General features: G+C 42.3%; 19 protein-coding genes. 11 read left to right on the top strand and 8 right to left on the bottom strand.

Annotated elements, in window-relative coordinates:
• Window positions 1-26 precede the first annotated feature (26 nt).
• The 4 genes from M9189_RS03080 (at window position 27) to M9189_RS03065 (ending at window position 4055) form a co-directional block, all read left to right on the top strand.
• Window positions 27-1538, top strand: coding sequence for a TolC family protein (locus M9189_RS03080; protein WP_250724477.1), 1512 nt, complete (start codon window positions 27-29; stop codon window positions 1536-1538).
• Window positions 1539-1726: 188 nt separating this feature from the next.
• Entirely contained in the window at window positions 1727-2533 is an 807-nt protein-coding gene (locus M9189_RS03075) for a hypothetical protein (RefSeq protein WP_250724476.1), read from the top strand.
• Window positions 2534-2775: 242 nt separating this feature from the next.
• A complete protein-coding gene (locus M9189_RS03070) occupies window positions 2776-3612 on the top strand; it encodes a VOC family protein (protein WP_250724475.1) in 837 nt (278 codons plus the stop codon).
• Window positions 3613-3635: 23 nt separating this feature from the next.
• A complete protein-coding gene (locus M9189_RS03065; protein ID WP_250724474.1) occupies window positions 3636-4055 on the top strand; it encodes a VOC family protein in 420 nt (139 codons plus the stop codon).
• A 78-nt stretch (window positions 4056-4133) separates the two neighbouring features.
• Here M9189_RS03065 and M9189_RS03060 read toward each other — a convergent pair whose 3' ends face one another.
• Window positions 4134-4889, bottom strand: a complete 756-nt coding sequence (locus M9189_RS03060) for an SDR family NAD(P)-dependent oxidoreductase (RefSeq protein ID WP_250724473.1) — start codon at window positions 4887-4889, stop codon at window positions 4134-4136.
• A gap of 173 nt (window positions 4890-5062) precedes the next feature.
• Between M9189_RS03060 and M9189_RS03055 the strand changes: the two genes are divergently transcribed.
• Window positions 5063-5428 (top strand): hypothetical protein, encoded by a 366-nt coding sequence (locus M9189_RS03055; protein ID WP_250724472.1) that lies wholly within the window; start codon window positions 5063-5065, stop codon window positions 5426-5428.
• A gap of 132 nt (window positions 5429-5560) precedes the next feature.
• A complete protein-coding gene (locus M9189_RS03050; protein WP_250724471.1) occupies window positions 5561-7480 on the top strand; it encodes a sensor histidine kinase in 1920 nt (639 codons plus the stop codon).
• Here the strand turns inward: M9189_RS03050 and M9189_RS03045 are convergent.
• Window positions 7416-8837: a sensor histidine kinase gene (locus M9189_RS03045; RefSeq protein WP_250724470.1), complete on the bottom strand. Its 1422-nt coding sequence runs from the start codon at window positions 8835-8837 to the stop codon at window positions 7416-7418. The two genes, M9189_RS03050 and M9189_RS03045, sit on opposite strands and share 65 nt — an antisense overlap.
• Window positions 8838-8868: 31 nt before the next feature.
• Window positions 8869-10233 carry a sigma-54-dependent transcriptional regulator gene (locus M9189_RS03040; protein ID WP_250724469.1) on the bottom strand — a complete coding sequence of 455 codons (1365 nt, stop codon included), beginning with the start codon at window positions 10231-10233 and terminating at the stop codon, window positions 8869-8871.
• Between the two features lie 211 nt (window positions 10234-10444).
• Here M9189_RS03040 and M9189_RS03035 point away from each other — a divergent pair, with 211 nt between their 5' ends.
• Genes M9189_RS03035 through M9189_RS03025 form a run of 3 tightly spaced genes read left to right on the top strand, consistent with a single transcriptional unit; the run spans window position 10445 to window position 14796 of the window.
• Window positions 10445-11695 (top strand): efflux RND transporter periplasmic adaptor subunit, encoded by a 1251-nt coding sequence (locus tag M9189_RS03035; protein WP_250724468.1) that lies wholly within the window; start codon window positions 10445-10447, stop codon window positions 11693-11695.
• A 30-nt stretch (window positions 11696-11725) separates the two neighbouring features.
• A complete protein-coding gene (locus tag M9189_RS03030; protein WP_250724467.1) occupies window positions 11726-12400 on the top strand; it encodes an ABC transporter ATP-binding protein in 675 nt (224 codons plus the stop codon).
• Between the two features lie 35 nt (window positions 12401-12435).
• Window positions 12436-14796 carry an ABC transporter permease gene (locus tag M9189_RS03025; RefSeq protein WP_250724466.1) on the top strand — a complete coding sequence of 787 codons (2361 nt, stop codon included), beginning with the start codon at window positions 12436-12438 and terminating at the stop codon, window positions 14794-14796.
• Window positions 14797-14811: 15 nt separating this feature from the next.
• Here the strand turns inward: M9189_RS03025 and M9189_RS03020 are convergent, their stop codons facing one another.
• The 3 genes from M9189_RS03020 to M9189_RS03010 are packed head-to-tail and all read right to left on the bottom strand — an operon-like array spanning window position 14812 to window position 17322.
• On the bottom strand, window positions 14812-15258 hold the full coding sequence (locus M9189_RS03020; RefSeq protein ID WP_250724465.1) for a hypothetical protein: 447 nt from the start codon (window positions 15256-15258) through the stop codon (window positions 14812-14814).
• A 58-nt stretch (window positions 15259-15316) separates the two neighbouring features.
• Window positions 15317-16354 (bottom strand): alpha/beta hydrolase, encoded by a 1038-nt coding sequence (locus M9189_RS03015; RefSeq protein WP_250724464.1) that lies wholly within the window; start codon window positions 16352-16354, stop codon window positions 15317-15319.
• A gap of 50 nt (window positions 16355-16404) precedes the next feature.
• Complete coding sequence (locus M9189_RS03010; protein ID WP_250724463.1) at window positions 16405-17322, bottom strand: hypothetical protein; 918 nt, start codon at window positions 17320-17322, stop codon at window positions 16405-16407.
• A 279-nt stretch (window positions 17323-17601) separates the two neighbouring features.
• Between M9189_RS03010 and M9189_RS03005 the strand changes: the two genes are divergently transcribed.
• Window positions 17602-18492 (top strand): energy transducer TonB, encoded by an 891-nt coding sequence (locus M9189_RS03005; protein WP_250724462.1) that lies wholly within the window; start codon window positions 17602-17604, stop codon window positions 18490-18492.
• Between the two features lie 161 nt (window positions 18493-18653).
• The gene (locus M9189_RS03000; protein WP_250724461.1) at window positions 18654-20468 is read left to right on the top strand and encodes an RNA-directed DNA polymerase; all 1815 of its coding nucleotides are present in this window, start codon (window positions 18654-18656) and stop codon (window positions 20466-20468) included.
• A gap of 304 nt (window positions 20469-20772) precedes the next feature.
• On the opposite strand, the gene M9189_RS02995 is transcribed toward M9189_RS03000, so the two are convergent.
• Together M9189_RS02995 and M9189_RS02990 are read right to left on the bottom strand one after the other, a co-directional pair.
• A complete protein-coding gene (locus M9189_RS02995) occupies window positions 20773-21957 on the bottom strand; it encodes an IS91 family transposase (protein ID WP_250724460.1) in 1185 nt (394 codons plus the stop codon).
• Entirely contained in the window at window positions 21929-22843 is a 915-nt protein-coding gene (locus M9189_RS02990; RefSeq protein WP_250724459.1) for a tyrosine-type recombinase/integrase, read from the bottom strand. Before M9189_RS02990 ends, M9189_RS02995 begins: the two co-directional genes overlap by 29 nt.
• Window positions 22844-23091 lie beyond the last annotated feature (248 nt).

Genomic DNA, 23091 nt, shown 5'->3' with positions numbered 1-23091 from the left:
ATTAACTAATCGAAATTCAATGAAAGATGAGACTGCATATAGCTATACTGACTGCAACCGCATATCTGTTTATGTCCCCTGCGCTGCAAGGGCAAGACATCGTTGATGAGGCAGGAATGCCTGAGACTGAGTGGACTCCAATAGCTTCGTCGGAAGAAGTGGGAGGACCGGACTATCATGCAGGTGAATTGATGACTCCTGAACTTTGCCGTAGCCTCGCACTTGAAAACAATAAGGCCACCTCTATTGCGCGACAAAACAAGCTTAAGTCGGAGGCAACTGTAAAGGCGTATAAAGCCAACTACCTGCCTAAGTTTTCTATAACCGGTAACTACCTCTACACCCAGTCTGATTTTGAGGCAAAGCTTGAAGGTAACTACCTGCCAACCTATGTGCCTGATCCGGCTACCGGCGAACTGGTGCCCAACGTGCTCGTTGGGCCCGGTGGGACTCCGGTAATTGGACCTGATGGCAATCCAATTTTCCAGCAGTATGCATACTTCCCTGATATCAAACTACTCTTTGATCTGAAAAACACATGGATGGCAGGGCTAACTGCCGAACAACCAATTTACATGGGAGGCAAAATCAGTTCGGCATACAGTATGGCCCGAATTGGCAACAAGGTGGCTGAACTAAATATGGAGTTGACACGTGCAGAGCTAATCGTTAAGGCTGACGAGGCCTATTGGACCTGTATCAAAACCAGGGAACTGGTTAAACTGGCACAGTCATATAGGGACCTGATAGAATCCCTTCTCAGAGATGTTGAGAATGCACGTGATGTGGGTCTGCGTCATCAGAATGATGTGCTCAAAGTTCAGGTTAAACTCAACGAAGCCGAACTACAGCTTCGTCGTGCACAAAACGGACTTAAACTGGCAATGATGAATCTTTGCTTCGTTACCGGACTGCCGTTAGATGCAGATGTTAAACTTCCAGAGTCACTTGATGATGCAATTGCAGGTGAATTGGATATTAAAAGAGACTACACAGGAAGGCCAGAATATGCGATGCTTGAACAACAGATACTCCTCAAGGAACAAGAAATCAAGCTTACCCGTAGTGACTTCCTGCCACAGGTAGGGCTCGCCGCCAACTACGGCTATATCAACGGCCTGGAGATGAACGGTACAAAACTGCTGGATGCGACTTCTTTCTCTGCACTTGTGTCGGTCAATATACCGGTATTTCATTGGGGAGAGGGTCGTAACAAGATTAAAGCAGCAGAAGCAGAGAAGGAAATTGCAAAGCTCCAACGAGAGAATCTGGGGCAAATGATGGAACTGGAGCTGGCGCAGGCTATCAATAAGCTGGATGAATCCCTGCTTGAAGCGGAATTTACTGAAAAAGCGCTGAAAGAGGCTGAAGAAAACCTACGAGTCAGCGAAAACCGCTACAAGACCGGGATGCAAACCCTCTCGGAGTTTATGGAGGCTCAAAGCATGTGGCAAAATGCCTATAGCCAGTATATCGATGCCCTAAGCCGCTTACAGCTCAACCACACCTATTATCTGAAGGCTTCCGGTAAATTGTAGTTCGGACCCTCGACAGGCTCAGGCACTATAGCTAAAGACTCAGACACCACTGATTGGGCCCACAATCCGTCAAAGGGTCCTTAACCTGTTGTCGTCTCCAATGTGCTGGCATAGAAATTGCATTAAGGTCATTGTCCTGCTATTCCTTACCAATAGTGAAATACTGAACCAAAGTCCCAGCCAAAGCAATGACCAGTATCTACCGCAGGACATGCCTTCTGCTTATATGCCATTTAGCCCTTATTTGCCCATTGACGGCCAACGACCCTGATTCTACGGCCGTATGGAATATCTGCATACGCTCCGAGGACAATGCGATTATCCCAAAGGCCACCATTGCAAGCTACTCCAAAATCACATCCTTTGTCGTCAATGAAGAAGGATGCATAAAACTGAGCCTTCCAGTAGAGGACTCAATAAGGGTCGTTTCAATGGGATTCGAAGCAAAGACAGTAGTTCTAAACCAGGCTGACACATACCATACCGGCAATATAATTGTAAAACTCAGTCACAACTTCTATCAACTGAAGGAGGTAAATATCTATGGGTATCAGGGTATTCTCGACCCCATGATCTTTCCAAAGTTTGAAGATGACAGTCCCAAAATAGACCTTCACCTTCCCTCAAATTTCGGAAGCCAAATATCAAAATTACCTCCAAATGAACGCCCGGACGTAGGAAACATGGGAGTTATGGGTGCAATCTTCAGTCCTGCGTCATTCATTTACTCAAAGTTTAGCAAAACTGAAAACAGCAAACTGTCGCTACAAGAAGCCAGGGCTGAGCAAAAGCATTATCAATTCCGGGATCAGATTGCGGGACCTGACATCATAGCCATGATTTCAGGATTCGAGGGCAAAGAACTCAATGACTTTATCGTTTACTGCAACAAGAACCTTAAAATCTCCAATGCTGACAATATTATCATGGCAATGAACAAAATCGAATTACTTGCTAAAAAGTACAAAGAGGAAAAGGGGATACAAAAAAATTAACCTTCCTGCATAATGCTCAGCGTTCCCTTTGACTGGCTCAGAAACCCAGAAAAGAGCTTAGGAGCCGGAGATTCCTGACGTCTGAACGATATGATTTTCCAGAATAGGGGCAATTGCTTCATGAAAAAGTATGGCATCCGAGAGAACACAACTGGGCATTCATCTGTTATACAATCGATTCGAGAAAAACAGGATTCAATAAAACCTGTAGGCGGGCAGTGATCACTTTAAACGACACAGCAATGCAAAAGCCAATCTACCCATGTATCTGGTCAAACAACAACGCACTGGAAATGGCTGAATTCTATGTTTCAGTTTTCCCGGATGCCGAGATCGTAGATCAGAACAGCGCTGCAACAGTTTTTACAATCAGTGGACAGCGCATATTGATCCTCAACGGAGGCAACCTGTACAGACCCAATCCTTCGATATCTCTTATGTATCTGACGGAAGATGCGAATGACGTAATTAAAATCCATTCCAAACTTAAGGAAGGAAGTATGGAGTTGATGCCGCTTGACTCCTATCCTTTCAGTCCGAAATATTCATGGATAGAAGACCGATATGGCGTATCATGGCAACTGTACACCGGTGACGCAGAAAACATCATACAAAAGGTGGTTCCCACAATCATGTGTATTGGTCTTAACAATGGCAGGGCTGAGGAGGTAATGAAATTTTATACTTCTGTATTCCCACGCTCCGAAATGAGGGGGATACTCAGATATACTGGAGAAGAAGGCGAAGCACCGGGGAATATTATGCATGCCGAGTTTAAGATACTCGACTATCTCCTTATGATTATGGACAGCTCTTACCCTCATAACTTTGAACTGTCCGAAGGAATGTCGCTTGTAGTTGAATGCGACACACAAGATGAAATTGATGCTTATTGGTCTAAACTCACGTCTGATGGTGGTTTGGAAAGCATGTGCGGATGGCTGAAGGATAAGTTTGGTGTAAGCTGGCAAATTACACCCTCAGATATGAAAGATCTTGTACAAAAACCTGGTGTTATGCAGGAAATGATGAAGATGAAAAAACTGGATATCGCAAAACTCAGAGCTGCCGCCAAATAATAACCTCCAAAAACACTACAATTATGAGACAACTGAATCCGTACCTCAACTTTCCCGGAACCTGCGAAGCAGCATTCAATTTTTACAAAGCCGCATTCCGTACAGAATTTTCTTATTTCTCCCGCATGGGTGATACTGACGCCATTGAAGTGCCTGAAGAGGACAAAAACCTTGTTATGCATGTAAGCATATCCTTTGGTGACAATCACCTCATGGGATCTGATGTGCCCGAATCAATGCGCAAGGACTTTGTTGCGGGAAGCAGCAATTATGTTTGTGTTTCTACAGAAAGTCGCGAAGAAGCCGACAGGTTATTTAGTGAACTATCTGCCGGAGGCAAAGTTGAGATGCCAATGTCAGATATGTTCTGGGGCGATTACTACGGAAGCTTCAGAGATAAGTTTGGTACCTACTGGATGATAACTTATTCCAAAGAACAGTAATCAAAAGCAAAACGGCATCTCCTATCTTTAGTTTGCGTCCAGGCACTTGAGGCACAGAGGTAAACTTAGATCATCTCATTAGGACCGGTGGTTGTACACGGCACTTGCCTGTGCCGTGGGCATAATCAGAATGTCGTTGATATTGACGTGAGGTGGACGACTTACTATAAATTCAATAGCATCTGCAATATCTTCAGCAGTAAGTGGAGTTAACCCCTTGTACACTGCATCGGCCTTGTCCTTGTCTCCATGATAGCGAACTATTGAGAACTCAGTCTCGACCATACCAGGTGAGATTGAAGAGACTTTAATACCATACTGAAGGAGGTCAATGCGCATACCTTTGGTAAGGGCTTCTACTGCATGCTTTGTTGCACAGTACACATTGCCATTGGCATAGGCTTCCTTGCCTGCTATTGAGCTCAGATTGACAATATGTCCACAACTCCGCTTAATCATTCCAGGTATTACTCTTTTACTTACCGCCAAAAGCCCCTTGATATTGGTATCAATCATCCTCTCCCAGTCCTCCCAGGAACCACTTTGGATTGGCTCAGCTGTAGCAGCCAGTCCGGCATTGTTGACCAAAAGATCAATATTGTCGAGCTGTTCTCCCAGGCTGTCCATTGCCTTGTCAACCTCATCCTTACTCTGAATATCAAAGCAGAGCGTACGGCAGCTCCCTCCTTTTCCTTCTATTTCCAGGGTCAGCTTCTCAAGTCTTTCTGCCCTGCGACCGGTCACTATGACATCATATCCCATTCCACTCAGCTTTAATGCAGTAGCACGGCCAATCCCAGCTGTAGCTCCTGTTATCAATGCAGTTTTCTTCATTTGCCAATTTTTTCAATCCGATAGCTAAAGTACACAGACTTCTCCCATATAGGATAATCTAACAGTTAAATATTGAACATTTAAATGGAGTAAAGCGTATAATGGTTAAATTTAGTCAACGAAACAACTAAAACATAAACAACCTAATATTTCACTAACCAAGCCCCATAATTATGTCAGAAGTAATAATTTATGTAAGCCTTAATAGAAAAGGGCGTTTAGAGTATAGAGATTCAGAAGGACACAAGGGCGAACATATTGTCACTCATGCCAAGCATGATTGCAAGATTGTATGGAAACTTGACAAATGCTCAAGAATCTCTGAGATTACCGGCATTAAACTCAAAGGAGACTTAAGCATTCTTAATGGAAAGCCCCGCAAAGTTGACTTCAACCAATGGGAAGTCTATGCATCAGACAAAGAAGAAGGAGAGCTGACCTATGCTATCGAATTTGAAATGTGTAAAGACATTAATGAGTTGAATGACGAAAACCAAAAGTTGAAAGACCCTGATTTACCATTGCTAAGAATTCCTTAATCCGAAAAAGAATCAATGCTCTCGGACCAATGGAGTGACCCATCAAAACAACCTTGAATTATGCGGCAGTTTATAATTTTAACCATTGGACTTCTCATAATATGTTGTACCACAAATGCCCGATCAAGGTCTTTGGCGGATAGTTGTTTACATATCCTTAAGACTAATAGCTCACTTTCATCTCTCGAGAAATGCGATCTTCTGCTTACTACAATACATAACATCAATTATGAGGATAGTTTCATAAGTCTCACCAACCTTTTAATCAAAGAAGCTGAAAAATCAGGCTCCTACTATCACCTGTTTTACGGTTATTATGAACAAGGCCAATACAACATTATTCATGCTGCTAATAATCAGGAAGGACTTGAGTTACTTTTAAAGAGTTTGGAGATAGCCAAAACAAATCAACTCACACCAGAAGAAGGATTTGCTTCCTTTACAATTGGGGGGGCCTTTTATCAAATTAAAGACTACTATACATCCATAAAATACTTACAAATTGCCCTCAAACAATTCAAGGCAATTTCAGCTGATCAATATATAGCCAGCACCCAATTTCAAATGGCCAACAATTATATTGCAGTAAATAATCTGGATTCTGCACTGATTCTTTACAGTAAAGCCAAGGAGTATTACGAAACAACAGACAACCTGCCAGTATTAGCTTATATTCAGGGTAATATTGGTGTTATTCAGAAGCGGCAGAATAAACTGGATTCAGCTCGCGTCAACCTTTCCTTTGCTGTGAAATTTTTAGAAGAAAAAAAAGATATACAAGCGTTAATCCCATATTACATTCACGCATCTGAAAACGAGATGCTTGCTGGTAGGATGGACATAGCACTTAATTACGCGCAAAAAGCTGTGGAATCAGCAAAAAAAGAGGAATCACCAATTAGAAAAAGAGACGCCTATGCACAACTGATGAGTGTCTATGCGGCTATGGGCGAATACCATCTGGCCTATGACTATCAAAACAAATACCTGCACTTGCGCGACAGTATTATCAATATAGAAACAATAACCCAGATGGCAAATATGAGAGCGGACTTTGAAGTGGCTCAGAAACAAAATGAACTTGACCGAATGGAGGCATCAAGAAGATTGATGCACATTATCCTATGGCTTACTATAATAAGCTTTGTTGTCGTTGTCTTCCTCCTTGCTGTTGTCTATCGAAATGGTAAACGAAGAAAGGCGATGAACAAGGAACTGCTGCAAAAGCAACAGGCTCTTAAGGCGAGTAAGAAGGAACTGGAACAAGTTAATGCATCCAAAGACAGGTTATTCTCAATTATTTCTCACGACTTACGTAGTCCTATTGCTACTATTACTGGTCTCTCGCAAATGCTTAAGCAATATCTGGAAAACAACCAGATTGAGGAAGCTAGGAAACTTAACAACTCAATTGACGAAACACTTAAAAGCATTGAGTTCATGCTCAATAACCTCCTCCACTGGAGTGTTAACCAGCAAAACATACTCAATACCAATAAGGAAATATTTGACCTGATTCCTTTTGCTTCCAAACTTACAAAAGCATATAATCAAACTGCTATTATCAAGCAAATTGATCTCAGATTTGAAACCGAACTGCAAACTTTTGTAATTGAGTCGGACATCAATAGTTGGGGTATTGTGATTCGCAATCTTGTCAATAACGCACTGAAATTTACTAAGCCAGGAGGTCAGGTGGTGGTTGGAATCAGCATCCAGGAAAACTCTGCAGTACTGGATGTTACAGACAATGGTGTGGGAATGGACGCTGAGCAGTTGGGCTCTTTGTTCAAGTTGACTGAACAAAAACCCAGCTGGGGTACAAGAAATGAGAAAGGGCAGGGACTCGGCCTGATTCTGACCAATGAATTTGTTTCCCGTAATAACGGTTATATAAATGTAACAAGCGAACCAGATAAGGGAACTCATTTCAAAATCATTATCCCCGTTGCAATACATCACGTACAAACGGTGTCCGAATCATATACTATTCCTGCAGAACATTCCGTACCACAAACAAAAGCCGGAACACAGTCCACCCTCCTTCCCTGAAATAAGTAAGTGTCCCTCCATGTAATCTCACTATATAACGTGACAAACTCAGTCCGATACCATTGCCTTGCTCCTTGGTTGTAAAAAAGGGCACGAAAATATCAGGCAGTACATCATCGGGGATACCCGGTCCGTTATCATATACATCAAGTATTACCTTATCCTCAGTGGCCTTCAGGACTACCCTTATACTTGCATCTGACCTGACTCCAATAGCTTCTACAGCATTCTTGATAAGGTTGATCAGTACCTGTCTGATCTGAGCCTCGTCAATTGCAATGACAATATCCCCTTCAGGTAGTTCCGCGCTTAATTTCACCCCTCTCCTATCTGCCTCAGAAACCTCAAGTGCAATGGTATCTTCTATCAGTTGTGTTAATGACACAGGCTTTAGACGCGGCTTTGGCACACCTGTAAACTGCCTGTATGAATTTACAAATGTTATTAGTCCATGTGCTGTGGAATTAATTGTTTGCAAGGCCTCAATGGTATCCTGACGCAGTGAGAAAGCTTCTTCAGATTGTAGAGAAGTCTCATCATTTCCATTAGCTTGATCAGAACCGTAATCTTCACCACCTACCTCCTCCGGGTAATTGTCTGCCTCGGTATAGGCGGACAACAGAGTATCAGTAAGAGATGTTACCGGAGCAATCGAGTTCATAATCTCATGGGTCAATACCCTAATAAGCCTGATCCATGAGTCCATCTCCGCATGTTCCAGTTCGCTGCCTATATTCTGAAGAGTTATAATCTTCATCTTCTCACCCTTCACAACTGTCATTGATGATCTAAGGCTGAGCTGCAAAACTTCCCTCTCATTTGGCACCCTGATAGTGGTAATATCATTAGAGCCAAGGTGTCTGATGGTATCCGGCAAATCCCTTCCTACCATCGACAGCTGGTTGATATGGGTTAAAACCGGAAGTCCTAGGAGCTGTAATGCTGCACTGTTACAACTTAGCACCACGTCTTCGCTTAGTATAAATATACCTGTTGGTATGCTTTCCAATATCACTGAAAGAAACTTCTCATTCTCCTGAACCTCATTCCTGGCTTTAATCAGGATTTCCTTAATCCTGTTGAGCATACGATTGAGTTCCCTCTCCCTTACCGACAACCTTGTCTCCCTGAACCTAAAACTAAAATCCCCGTTTTCCAATGCGTTAAGCAGAAAAACGATGTTCTTGTTAAACTTGCTAAAATGCCAACGTAACAGCACAAGCATCCATAGTGTCACCAATATGGAAAGCCCAAAATAAAGATACTCACCACTAATGGCAAAGTAGGTTGCTGCCGCCACAGACGCCAGCAACAATGCCATCCCTATATATAGCTTATACTCTATTGATTTGAACATGGAAATCTGATATTTATTTCCTACCAGTAGACTAAAGCCCAAATTTCTTAAGCTTACTATAAAGTGTAGGCCGTGAAATTCCAAGTTCCTTGGCCACTGCAGACATATTGCTATTATTTCTCTTTATTGCATTCTCAATCATAACGCGCTCCATATCCTCAAGGGTCATATCCCCTAGATCGGGTATTGGTTCCTGTCTGCCCGGACCTAGATAGAGGTCGCCTGGCCCAATTGTAATACTCTCAGATAAGATCACTGCCTTCTCGACAGTGTGTTGCAACTCCCTAATATTCCCAGGCCAGTTGTACTCCTGCATCCTTACAAGTGCTTCTTCGCTAAAACGAACTCCCTGCTTGTTGTACTTGTCAGCAAAACGCTGAAGGAAATACAATGCAAGTCCCGGTATATCCTCTCTCCTTTCTCTCAATGCCGGCATCTCAATATGTATTGTATTGATACGGTAAAGAAGATCCTCCCGGAATTGCCCGTCCCTGACTGCCTGAAACAGGTTCTTGTTTGTTGCACAAATCAGACGTATATCAACAGGCACGGGCCTGTTGCTACCCACCCTCACAACCTCTCTAGACTGAATAGCCGTAAGCAACTTTGCCTGAAGAGGAAGGTCCAGATTACCTATCTCATCCAAGAATAGAGTCCCCTTATCCGCAGCTTCGATCTTGCCTGCCCTGTCACTTCGTGCATCTGTAAAGGCTCCTTTGATATGTCCAAAGAGTTCGCTCTCGAATAATGTGCCCGTCAGGGCTCCCATATCCACAGTCACCATAGGCTCCGAAGCCCTTAGCGACAACCTGTGTATCCTTCGCGCAATAACTTCTTTACCGGTTCCATTCTCCCCTGTAATAAGCACATTGGCATCAGTCATTGCTACCTTGTCAGCTATCTTCAGAAGGTTCTTTATTGACTCCGACCTGCCCCAGAACTCATCAGTGTTGCTGACAGTATGTGTCAGAACCTGCTGCTTCTCTTTAAGCCTTGTAACTTCCTTCCTTGACAAGCTCAGTTCCATTGCAGACTGCAAGGTAGCAACCAGCTTGGCATTATCCCATGGCTTAACAACAAAATCCACTGCACCTTCTTTGAGGGCACGCACGGCAAGGTCAACTTCACCGTATGCTGTTATGAAGACTACAGGTAAATCCGGAAAGTACTTCCTGATCTCCCCAAGCCAAAACAAACCCTCATTACCCGTATTTATTCCGGCTGAAAAGTTCATGTCCAGCAGTACTACATCAGGGGACTTCTCCCTGATTGTGCTCAACAGTGTATTGGGTGAGGAAAGCAGTGTCACCCCGCCAAACCGCGACTGAAGTAGTATCTTTAAAGCACTGAGCACGTTCTTGTTGTCGTCAACTACCAGTATATGACCCTTTTTCATTTCTACACGGATTAAATATCTGACATTTAGCGCAAAACTAGTATTAAGGTAAGAAACTATACAGTAGCTGTAAAATATCTTTACATTAAATTTCGCCACATAATAACCAAAGCACTGTATACCAACATATTTATGCGATTGGCATGGTATTGGACTCAGATTGAAACAAATAAGGTCCCGTGACCTTATTTGAACCGAACATATAAGTACTATGGATAGGATTATTGAAAAAAAAACGGGTATTAAGAAAAAGCATATTCCAATGATTGCAGGAGGTGCTTTCCTTGCAGTTATGTTACTATGGCTGATTTTTGGCAACCACGTAAAAAGACTGAATGTTGAGAACAACCGTGTTACCATATCAACAGTTACCCAAGGTGAGTTTAACGATTATATCAGGGTCAATGGACAGGTGCTCCCGGTAAGTACTATTCAGATAAGCGCCATCGAAGGTGGTATGGTTGAAGAGAAACTGGTGGAGGAAGGAGCCAACCTGAAACAGGGGGATGTAATAGTCAGGCTGAGCAATCCAATGCTTAGTCTCAACATCCTCGATAGTGAAGCCCAACTGGCTGAAAAGGAGAACTTCCTGCGTAATACACAGATTGCCATGGAACAGGAGCTGCTCAACCTCCGGAAGGAAAGACTGCAACTCGAACTGGATGTAAAACGCAAACTGCGCAACTTCGAACAGCAGAGCTTTCTATTTGAGGAGAACCTGGTATCACGCGAAGAATATCTAAGGGCTAAGGAAGATTATGAGTTTGCCCTTGACAGCAGGCAACTGATTGAAGCGCGACAAAGACAGGACTCAATTTACCGCAGTATACAGGTCAGGCAACTTGAAGAAAGCCTAAGTAATATGAGGGAAAACCTCAAAATAATCCGTCAGCGTAAGGACAATCTGAATGTTAAGGCCCCTGTCGATGGCCAGCTTGGACTACTGGATGTTGAGATTGGACAAAATATCCCAACCGGAGGGCGCATAGGACAAATCAATGTGTTGTCCGACTTCAAGGTAGAGGCTATGATAGATGAGCACTACATTGACAGGGTGAGGACAGGACTGGAGGCTACTTTTGAAAGACAGGACCGCAACTATGCTCTGAAGGTCAGAAAAGTCTTCCCGGAAGTCAGGAACAAGCAGTTTAAGACCGAGTTCAGGTTTGAAGGCGAAAGACCGGATAATATCAGAGCCGGACAAACTTATTACATCAGTTTGCAACTGGGACAACCGGTAGAAGCTATTATGATACCACGTGGAGCATTCTTCAACACTACAGGAGGACAGTGGATCTTTGTCCTGACATCCGACGAAAAGAAGGCCGTGAAGAGACCTATAAAACTGGGAAGGCAAAACCCCAATTTCTATGAAGTTATTGACGGACTGCAACCCGGAGAAAAGGTAATTACCTCCAGTTATGATGCATTCGGAGACGCCGTGGAAATAATACTTAAATAAGCTAATTTATAAACTCAAAATACATTAGACATGATCAAGGTAGAAAACCTAACCAAGGTATTCCGAACCGAAGAAGTGGAGACTCTTGCACTAAATGATATATCATTTGAAGTGGCAAAAGGTGAATTCGTTGCAATAATGGGTCCATCCGGCTGCGGAAAATCCACACTGCTCAACATACTGGGTTTGCTTGATAATCCCACTTCTGGCAACTACCTCCTTGACGGGATAGAGGTAGGCAACCTGAAGGAAAAGGAAAGAACACGCGCACGAAAAGGCAAAGTCGGCTTTGTATTCCAAAGCTTCAACCTGATAGAGGAAATGACCGTTTATGAAAACGTTGAGCTCCCACTCAACTACCTTAAGATAAGGAGTTCAGAGCGCAAAGCCAGAGTAGAGGAAGTTCTACGCAGGATGAATATCAGTCACAGGGCTAATCACTTTCCCAACCAACTCTCGGGAGGTCAGCAGCAAAGGGTCGCCATAGCCCGAGCAGTTATCGCAAACCCAAAGCTAATTCTTGCCGATGAGCCTACAGGAAACCTTGACTCCAACAACGGAACTGAGGTAATGAAGCTGCTGACTGAACTTAATCGTGAGGGCAGCACTATAGTGATGGTTACTCACTCATTGCATGATGCTTCTTATGCGCATAGGACTATTAACCTATTCGATGGTAAAATAGTTCCCGAGACTCAGCTGTAGGGCAATATTTATCAACCTTATCATAATACCAGGAAATGAAGCAGTTTGTAAGAAACTTCAAAAGGCAAAAAGTAGCAGGTACGCTCAATCTTATTGGTCTTGGGATCGGTATTGCAGTTGCTCTGATTATCGGGCTCTGGACTATAAACGAATTAAGCTTTGACAACTTCCACGAACGGGGGGATCGGATGTATCGAGTTACCCAGTCCTTTGTGATGAACGAAAATGAGATTACTGCCGCAACTTCGTTCAAACCTCTTGGGGAACTTGCTATTAACCAGATATCGGGTATTGAGGCAATGTGCCGGGTAGTGAAGAAAACGGATGGTGTAATCATTGATAATGAATTACACTTAGGTATGACCAATTTGGTATGTGACAGTAATTTCTTCACATTCTTTACTTTCCCTCTTAAGGATGGTGATCCGGCATATGTTCTAAGTAATAGTGATAAGGTTGTAATTAGTGAATCAGCTGCCCGAAGACTGTTTCCGGATGTCGATCCAATCGGGCGCCGTCTCTTTTTTCATACACAAGATTTCACTGTATCGGGTGTTATGTTCGACATGCCATCCAATTCCCACATACAGGCAGATATAGTCTTCCCTCTTTTCGCAGATTACAAAGAAAGTCAATGGGACAGCGGTTTTAGTTATGACACTTATTTCATACTCAACGAGAATGCTGTTATCCCTACCATTGAGGAGCAGCTTTTGGAAATCGGCAAATTCGGTGTCCCTTCCTTTCTAAGGGAAGGGAAAATCGGGATTGAATTGCAGCATTTGAGAGATATCCATTTCGGAAAGGGTGATGCCGAATTCGACAGTGCCATTAAAGGTAACAAGAAAGAGCTTTATACCCTCCTTGTAATAGCCCTGGTAATACTTGTTGTGTCCTCGGTCAACTTCTCCAACCTCTTTGTATCAATTACCTTCGTCAGAGCAAAGGGGATAGGAATAAAAAAAGCTCATGGTGCTGAAAAATGCCGGCTTGTTAAGGATTTCTATCTAGAAACCCTTATGTATGTACTATTGGCACTTGCCGGTGCACTTTTGATCTGCCTTGTGCTCCTACCTGTATTCAATGCCCATATGGGAACAGAAACCCGTATTGACCTTAAAGATCCTCTCCTCTATCTTTTTATGGTAGCCATAATTATTGTAACCTGCCTAATGGCAGGTACAATTCCTGCTCTAAAACTAACAACTATCGGAATCACCGATACCCTGTCGGGAAGGTTCAAGAGGGAGCAACTCACGTTGCTTCGCAAACTGCTTGTCGTTTTCCAGTTTACTGCTTCCATTTGCCTGCTTGTTATTGTACTATTTATAAACAAGCAGATACGGTTTATCCAGGCATATGACCTGGGTTTTGACAACGAAAATATTGTCTATGTATGGGGCTGGGGAGACTTTGGCTCTGATTACAAGAGCCTGAAAAATGAGATGATGGACAATCCCTACATAGTGGATGTTGCAATGAAGCAGTACGACCTGCCTCTTTGGTCGGGAAATGGTATCGGAGTAAGAAACAGGGAGACAGGGCAATCTGTATTAATGGACCTCGCAGAGATTAGTGCCAACTATTTTGACTTTTTTGGAGTTGAGTTTGTTGCAGGCGAGAACCCTTTCCGAGATGATAGACCTTTTGTAAGAGAATGTGTTATCAATGAGAGAGCCGCAGAAGTCTTGGGATTAACCGATCCCATTGACAAAACCATCCAGTTTGTTTCCGTTGGAGGCAAGCTGGCTGAAGAAGAAGGTCAACCATATATTGTAAAGGGAGTTATCAGGGATGCCTATTTCAAGTCCCTGCACCATGCTCCTGAACCACAAGTCTTTCTGCCCTTGTCACGCGAACAGAGCAATCCCATTTTCTTTAAAATTACGGGCAATCCCATTATGGCAATAAATGCTATTGAAAAGGAATGGAAGGAAAAGGCGCAAAATGATTCTTTCGAGTATTATTTCCTTGATGAGACATACCAACAACAATATGAAAGGGAGCGTAGTATCAGGAGAATACTAAATATTGCACTGATAGTAACTATTGCTATAAGCATTAGTGGTTTATTCTCGATTACCTTCCATGAGTCTCAGAGGAGGATGAAGGAACTTGCTATCAGAAAAGTGAACGGTGCAACGACGGAAGGGCTTATCCACCTGCTCAATAAAGACCTCATCAGGTTGTATGCCATAGCCTTCCCACTGGCATCTGTTATTGCAGTATTATTCCTTAAAAACTGGCTTAAGAGTTTTATTGTCAAAGTTCCTATGGAACCAGGTCTCTTTGTTTTGGCCGGGGTGCTGACTCTGGCTGCCGGATTAATCACAGTAAGCGGTCAGACATGGAAAGCAGCTTCAGCTAATCCGGCGGATTTGCTGAAGACTGAATGATACACACTGGTATTTTTAGTAAACTAATGCGACTCTGATCCTGGTTCTTGCTGGTTGTCCAGCACCGGTATAGAAGTCTGATGGTGTAAGATAAAAGGTTATTTTACCTATTTCATATTCAAAGTCAAGATGTTCTTCCCAGAAATAAAGCTGTTCATCTATAACTTCCTGTTTGTATCTGGTAAATGGAAGTGGAGTCTGAAACTTTCCTTCAGTTTCAATATAGGCCAGAACTATTCCATTATCATAAATAAACTTGGTTAGTTCCGGGAAATTAAACTGAGCATAAAAGAATTCGTCTTCAACCTCTGTCCAATTGATAATATCAAAGTCCATTATCCTCCAATATGCTCCTGGTTCACCGTCTTCACCATCTCTTCCGGGAGGTCCTGCAGGACCTGCCGGTCCCCTGCACGACGCGGCCAACAGCGCCATTGCAAGTATTGTAAATATTTTTCTCATGATAGTAGGTGTTTAATCTTTGTTAAAAATAGCAAATTGCATACCAACCCAAACTATTCTAATAATAATCTGATGGCTTAACTTTCATTTCTGGCTTACGGGTTGGGTCTATGTAATCAATATCAACCATTAAGGTACGTCCTTCAAGCATTAGCAAACTTATGAAAGACTCGGTCTCAGGAATCATCTCACTCATTGGAAATTCAGCCGCCTCATGACCTACGTCCTTTAAGGAGTAAAAAGCATAAGTGTAGCCTTTCTTTCTAAAAGCCTTGGCAAGGGCGTGAGAGCCAAACATACCAAGATTCATGAAGCGGGTCTGCTTATAGGGAACCAGTTTATCGGCACTTCCGTGGAAGAAGAGTGTCGGTGCGGGTCCCCGTTTATAATCAGGCACCCCTTCTTTACTGAACACGCCCCCAGCAAAGGAGATCACACCTGCATAACGAAAGTCACGGGGTAGTTCTGCAGCAATGTCGTGTAAGTTGCTCAGGTGATAGTCAGCTTGCAGTGCGGCAATAGCTCCTGCACTGGATCCACTTATCAGTATCAATGAAGAGTCTATGCCCAATTTGCCGGCATTATCCAGCAAATAAACAGTTGCCGAGTACAGATCGCTTACAGCCAGACTTATCGCATTCTGCAGAGGCTTGGTATCAAATATCCCGGGGGCCCCTGTATCTTTCATGCCTAGCCTGTAATCTATAGAAGCCACGATGTAGCCCCTTGCGACAAAATACCTGAAAAAATCAATGTATATCTCATTATCGCGTGTGCCATCCTTAAATCCACCACCGAAAACAAAGATAAGGCATGGATGTAAGCCGGCTCCGGCTGAATCATCACTGTAGATATCCATTTTCAGCTCCTGTCCGTCTTTCACTGAATAGATGGGGGTCTCCTTAGATATTTCCTGTGAAAAAGCAGAAAAGTATATGAAAATAGCAAGCAGCAAGGTGCAAAGTCCAAATCTAAAGTCTCGCCCTCTTAGGTGAGCCTCATTAAGTGTATGCTCATCATAAGGACTCTTAGTCAATGAAATAGCCACTCCATTGCAGCGAGACCTTACAGGTAACAAGGACCTTTCTGCATCCATAATTAGTATTTTTAGTTCAAGATAAAAAAGTCGGATGAGAAACGCAGTAATCAGAGCTGTTTTTCCCTGTTGACCTCCGCATTTCTTTCCTTATTCCATATCTGCCATGAATTAACTATGTTCTGCCATATCACATACATACCCGGTCCCAGTGTGGCAAGCGGATTCAGGTAAGTCTGAGTAAGCCAGATGGCTAGGATAGTGTTCTTCTGTCCGAGGCCCTGACCTCCGGCAACTGTACGGCCGAATCGCTTGCCGATGGCACGACCTCCGCTAAACTGCAAGAGACAAATTACCATAGCAGCAATGGCTATATAGATCTCTAGCGTATAATTGCCATCATCGTGTAATACGACAAACTGGGTCACATTACCGACTACGACAGTGAGGGACGCTGCCCACAGATAGAAAGTAAGAATCTGGGCATTCTGAACTTTGCGGTGGGCAGCTGGCGAAATCTTTTGCAAAAGAATTGCCCCCACAAAAGGAAGTACGAGTACCGGCATCACTCTTCGCAAAATCATCCAAAATGCTGTGAAGAATGGCAGGGTCTCCTCTCCCCCTCCAATTGCACTAAGAAACAAGGGACCGACAAAAGCAACCGAGAGGTTGCTGATAATTGAATAAGCAGCAGTAGCAGCAATACTACCACCCAGGATACCGGCGACTACAGGAGCCGAAGTTGCCGTTGCCGTCAGCACGCAGATCATAGCAGCTTGCGCCAGCACCTCATCAAAGGGGCGAAGCGCCAGGTAAAGTAATACACTGCCAACATACTGAATTGCAAGAAGTATATACTGAAACTTTGTGATTTTTATGTCGCTCCAGCTTACACGGCTGTATGTGATAAACAACATAACAGCCAGCAACCATGGAATAGCAGGTGATAACAGTGCAAGTTGTTTGTGAAAGCTAATCCCGATTACCATAGCAATCGGGAGAAGATATTTCTCAAGATACTTCTTCATCAAAACCGAAAATTTGAAAGGACAAAGATATTGTCTTATTCTGATAATTCTGCCCACTCATCTACTAAACCTAAACCCAGCACCTGACAATAATCAAACTGATTCTGGTAAACCTAAAAGAATGCTTACCAGGAAGAAATAACAATAAGCAACCGATGAGGCAAGAAAGCAATGATCTTGGCTTACGGATTGTTAAATAACGTTGGCAATGTCAATCATTTTTCCTACAATTGTTAGACATATAGCAACATCAAGGTTGACTAACTAAATATAGACAATTTGTCTATATCATCGTTATATCAAGCACTTACAACACAATTTTTTGAATCATATAATACTCATAAACGCAATTGCCCCTATTTAGGTGTTGGCGGGCATACTAATATGAAGAAACTAACATACATATTGATTCTGTTTTCTTTGATCTTTTTAAATCAAAAAGCATTTGGGACTGCTCAGATTCCTGACTTCTTGATTTATAAAGGAGATACACTATCAATTTACGCAAATCCTCTTGAAATCTATTTTGATAATCACCTTAGACCAGATAGTCTTTTTGCTGAATTAGGTTACAACTCGACAGCTTGTTGGAGAGGTTACATTGCTTATTGGGAATTAAAGAATGACAGCTTATTCTTACTAGAAGTTCAAGGCGACTCAACTAAAATTGATTTGTCACTCATTTTCGAGGATAGAGATACCAAAAGCAAAATCTTCGCTGATTGGTATAGTTATTCAATCTTAAACCCTTACGGAAAATTGCTTCATTACGAACATATGGGATACGGTTCGATTTATGAGTTTGAGAAAGAATTTACATTTAAAAATGGCATTCATACTGAAACAAAGATTTACGATAACTCTAAGTCAAGAAAAAGTAAATTTACGGAGAATCCTGAGTTACTTAAAAAATACATTCAAGACAACATTGACTACTCAAATATCACCAGCGAACCTTATGAAAAAGCAAGAGTTTTTGTACAAATCTTAAGTGTAACAGCAGAAGGGAAAATTGATAGTGTTAATGTGATTCGTGGTTGGGATAATGAAAGAGATAAAGAAGCTGTTCGAGTTGTGAAATCTATTCCAGAAAGGGATATTTTATACAGACGAGGAGAACAGTTTGACCTAATTTGGACTATACCTGTGATATTTGGAAAAGAAGAATAAAAAGTACGACCCGCCAACATCATGTATAAAACATTGGGAGTTATGTGGTTACTTGAATGTTTCTGCCCCGCATCAGCTTTTGCAACGGCAGACAGTGACGAAGGCCGCAATCTCCAACGTTTTATACATGTATCCGTTGTACGCAAGCTGAAAAAGACTAAATGCAAACAGAAAGATTCAACAAACTAAGAAAAGCAACTCTCTCGAAAATTTTTGAGAAGAAAAAACTGACTGATGTTTGGAGAAAAATAGTCAAAAATCAGCTGAGAAGTCTTGATTTAAGAGACCTCTATGACCACTACGATTTCAATTTCAATATTGAAGAAAGAGCTCTTGCAATTAGAAATGAAATCTTAAACGGAACGTATAAAGTTTCACAGCCATTAATATATCGAATCGAAAAGAAGTTTGGTGTTTGCCGACATTTAGTTATTCCTCAACCAAATGATGCTGTCGTTTTACAGACCTTAGTCGAAAACATAGCAGACAAAATCCTTTCAAACCAACCATCGGAGAATGCTTTTTATTCTCGAGACAAGCACAATATGGCTTTTCCTCACGAAGTAAAAGAGTACGATATGACTTGGAGACAACAATGGAAGAAACTTCAAAAACAGATTTATCATTTTCAAGATGAGAAGGAATTAATAGTAGTAACTGACCTTTCAAATTACTACGACAGTATTGATTTAGATGAATTAAGAAAAGTATTTACCAGTTATAGTAAAATTGACGAAGTTTTAATTGACCTACTTTTTAGGATAATTCAAGAAATTGCTTGGAAACCTGATTACTTACCTTACACAAAACGAGGGTTACCAACAACAAATATTGAGGGAATTAGACTTTTAGCTCATTCATTCCTTTTTGAAATTGACGAAGTAATTAAACAAAAAACAGACAATAGCTTCACAAGATGGATGGATGACATCGTAATTGGAGTTGATACAAAAAAAGAAGCAATAGAAACTATAAGTTCTGTTTCAGACATGCTCAAAACAAGAGGTCTTGCTTTGAACCTTGCGAAAACAGATATCTATGACGAAGAGCAAGGATTTTATCATTTTCAAATAGAAGCTAATAGATACATCGACAGTATCGAAAAGACAAAGAAAACTGATGCTGACTATAAAAAGGTTTGTTCTGAGTTACATAAACGATTCAAAAAGCATTTTAAAGATAGAGGAGCAAAATATTGGGATAAAATTGCTAAACGATACATAACCACATACAGCAAACTACATTCAAAATCCTTATTGTCTATTATAACCGAAAAATACATAGACCATCCAGGGTTAAGGAGCCATTTACTTATGTATTTGTCAAATATTGGTTATCTAAAAAAGTCATCTGAGGTCGTAATTGAAATTCTTGACAAGATTGATATTTTTGATGATTTGTCTCTTTATCAATTATGCAACCTTGTTACTAATTGGGAAATTCCAGTAAACGATAAATCCAAAGCATTTTTAAAAGAGTTCGAGGAAAAAATAACTGCATTTTCGTTCAAACGTAAGTTGCCTTCTGACTTTTATTGTGTGCTATGGTTCAAAGCAAAATATAACCATCCAGAAGACTTGTACAGATTTATAGATAATTACAAAAACCTATGGCAGACAGATACATTTTTAAGAAGACAAGTAACAGCTATTTTATCAAGACTTCTTATTTCAAACAATGTGAAAGTTGAAAAACTACTTTACAATCAGATTTCTTCCGGAATCACAAATACAGTAACATTAGCAAATCAAATTTTGACTTTTTCGAAGTTAAACAACACGAATAGTCGATTGAACTTTTACTTGTTTCCTAAAAACAAACAAAGACCTTATCCTCTTTCCAAATTTTTAGTCCTATGCTCTGTTTTGAATTCTGAAAAAGTAAGGACAAATAGTGCAATCAAAAAAAGAGTAAAAGAAAGTATTTCTGACCCTTATTATTTAAGGTGGTTGGACGTACAGTATAACATAAATTAAAAAAAGCCAGCGTACAATATATAGGAATATGAGCGGTCGGAACGACCCAGCGATTATTCTCGGTTGAACTACATCCCGCTAGGTCTGCAGCCTGCTTTTATGGACTTTAAGTCGGTTTTTGATGTTTTTGGCAAGGCCACCCGTGGTACCGTCTTCCCGTTTTTAAGCATTTGAACTTAAGAAGTGACTGGTCGTAGTGGCTGAGAAGTTGAAAATCTGTTCCTTTTTGGCTGAAAACCTACCGTTAAGGCAATACGATGCCGAACCTCATGTCAATGAAGTTTTTAAGGGGGTGTTTTGTAGGTTACTGCAACTTCGCAAAAAGCAATGAGGGCAGATTTCCTGCGGGTGACCGTATCCTGGGTAAGGTTCTAATGACAATCAGACGTCCCTCTTTGCAATGCGGACATTTGGTTAGGTCAAATCCAGTCAGCCTTAAAATGCGCTCTGAGGCCGTTTCATCGTTTTGGTCAGCTGCCATCTGCTCAATGTCGGGCTTTTCATCGGGCACAAATTGTAAATCCAGATGAAGCTTTGTAGAGTGATGATAAATGCCGAATCGACGAATACGCACATAACCATCGGGCATTACATGCAAAGAGAATCTACGCAGAAACTCTTCGCCGGTCAGTGATACCGGTTTCTTTTGTGCCCGGTCCCGGTAGTCTTTAGCTACGAAAGTTACGTGTGTTGGATCAACGTTCAAGATCCGCTGGTTGCTGATGGCAATGCGATGGGTGTATTGCCCCAGATACCTGATAACATGCTCGGCACCTGCCATAGAGGGCTCGCAATAGACCACCCACTTTTTTTGATGGGCCTTCTCTAAGCAGACTTTAAAGCCATCCATTGCAGAAAGTTTTCGCAGCTCCCTTTTTATGCTGTCTAGAAATTTGCCTTTAAAGGCAGCACTCAACTGGTGCACCGGATACAGATAATTATCATATTTGCCGATATGGCGCCATTTCCCCGACAAGGAATAACCGGCTGCCGGGACAATGCAGTGCAAATGCGGATGCAGAGAAAGGTTCTGCCCCCAAGTGTGCAACACCGCAACGGCTCCGGTTTCACAACCGTAATGTGTATAACCGAAGCTGTGCAGCGTACGGCTGGCAGCACGGAACAAGATGTTGCAATAAAGCCTTCTGTCCCACAGATAAATCTGGTTGAGCTCATGAGGTACCGTGAAAATGATGTGGTAGTGTTTCACCGCAAGTGTTGATTTCATCAGCTTCTCAATCCAAAGAGCCTGTTTGGTTCCCTGGCACTTGGGACAATGGCGGTCTCGACAGCTGTTGTAACTGTAGTGTATCACACCACAATCCTTACAAACCTGCTCATGACCACCCAAAGAGGCTGTGCGGCACTGGAGGATGTTGTACAAAACCTTGATTTGTTTGGGGGATAGCTCACCGCTCTGCAACAAGGATTTCCCAAATTGGCGGACAATGTGAGCCAATTCATGCTTGCTTTTGCAGTGCTTTTCCATAAAGGGTATCTAAAGGGCTGTGAGGGTTTATGTGCTGGCACTGAGCAATATGAAGATAAATCATTGTAGTAGAAATGTCGGCATGGCCCAATAAATCCCTTAAGGTTACGATGTTTAATCCCTGCTCCAATAAATGCGTTGCGTAGCTATGCCGTAAGGAATGAAGATTGACACTTTTGGCAATAGAGGTCTTTTTAAGGTTCTCCCGCATTACCCAGGATAATCCTTTAACGCTGTAGCGACCGTCAGGCTCTTTGCCATTGAACAGCCAAACATGCGGGTTCTCGGCTCTGAGATACTTCTCGAGTCCAATGGCCATAGTAGGGGACAAGGGAACTATTCGGTCTTTCTTGTATTTGCTCTGGCGAATGTGGATGACCATGCGTTCAAAGTCAATATCTGATATTTTAAGATTGATGACCTCTTGCCCTCGCAATCCGGCAGAATAAATGAGCGTAAGGATTATCCGGTGTTTAAGCAGTGTAGGTGCTGCAAACAGCATTTTCAGTTCCTGTTGGTTCAGGACAATTGGCAACTTGGTGTCCTGCTTCAATGAAGGCAGGGCAATGGCCTTTTTGTTCATGCCCAACAAACGGTAGTAATACCTAAGACCGTAAACCATGTGCTTGAAACTGCTGCGCGAAGGCGCCTTGGGATCACGTGCCAAAGCAACCAGGTACTCATTGATCTCGTCTTCGCTAACCTGTTCGGGTAATTTTTCAAAATGGATGACAAACAGGGCAATGCGCCTGATGTAATTATTCAGGGTGCTGGCGCTTTGGCCACGAAGTACCACCTGATGCTCCAGCTTCACGGCCCTGGACTTGAATTCAGGGACAAGCACCATGGCACGCTCAACAATAGTTAAGCTTGTTTTCTTTCTCATAACTGCATTATTTTAAAGTGAATAATACAGATATAACGGCTTGCGGCTAGAAAGATTTGTGTTATTTTTGAAAGGAGCTATCCCGTAGGGATTTAGTTCAACAGCCGGTATACTCAATTGCCGGGCCGAGGGGTTGCTATTGTTGGTTCATTTGCTTACCTTGTAGGTAACCCGACACGAAAGCGCCCTGATGCGGCAACTGCGCATACCGGCGGACGATGATATGCAATACGCTTCGCTTTACGGTG

Origin of the sequence: Xiashengella succiniciproducens, assembly GCF_023674465.1 — a bacterium.
Lineage (GTDB): Bacteria > Bacteroidota > Bacteroidia > Bacteroidales > Marinilabiliaceae > Geofilum > Geofilum succiniciproducens.
This window is presented reverse-complemented; position numbering and strand designations above follow the sequence as displayed.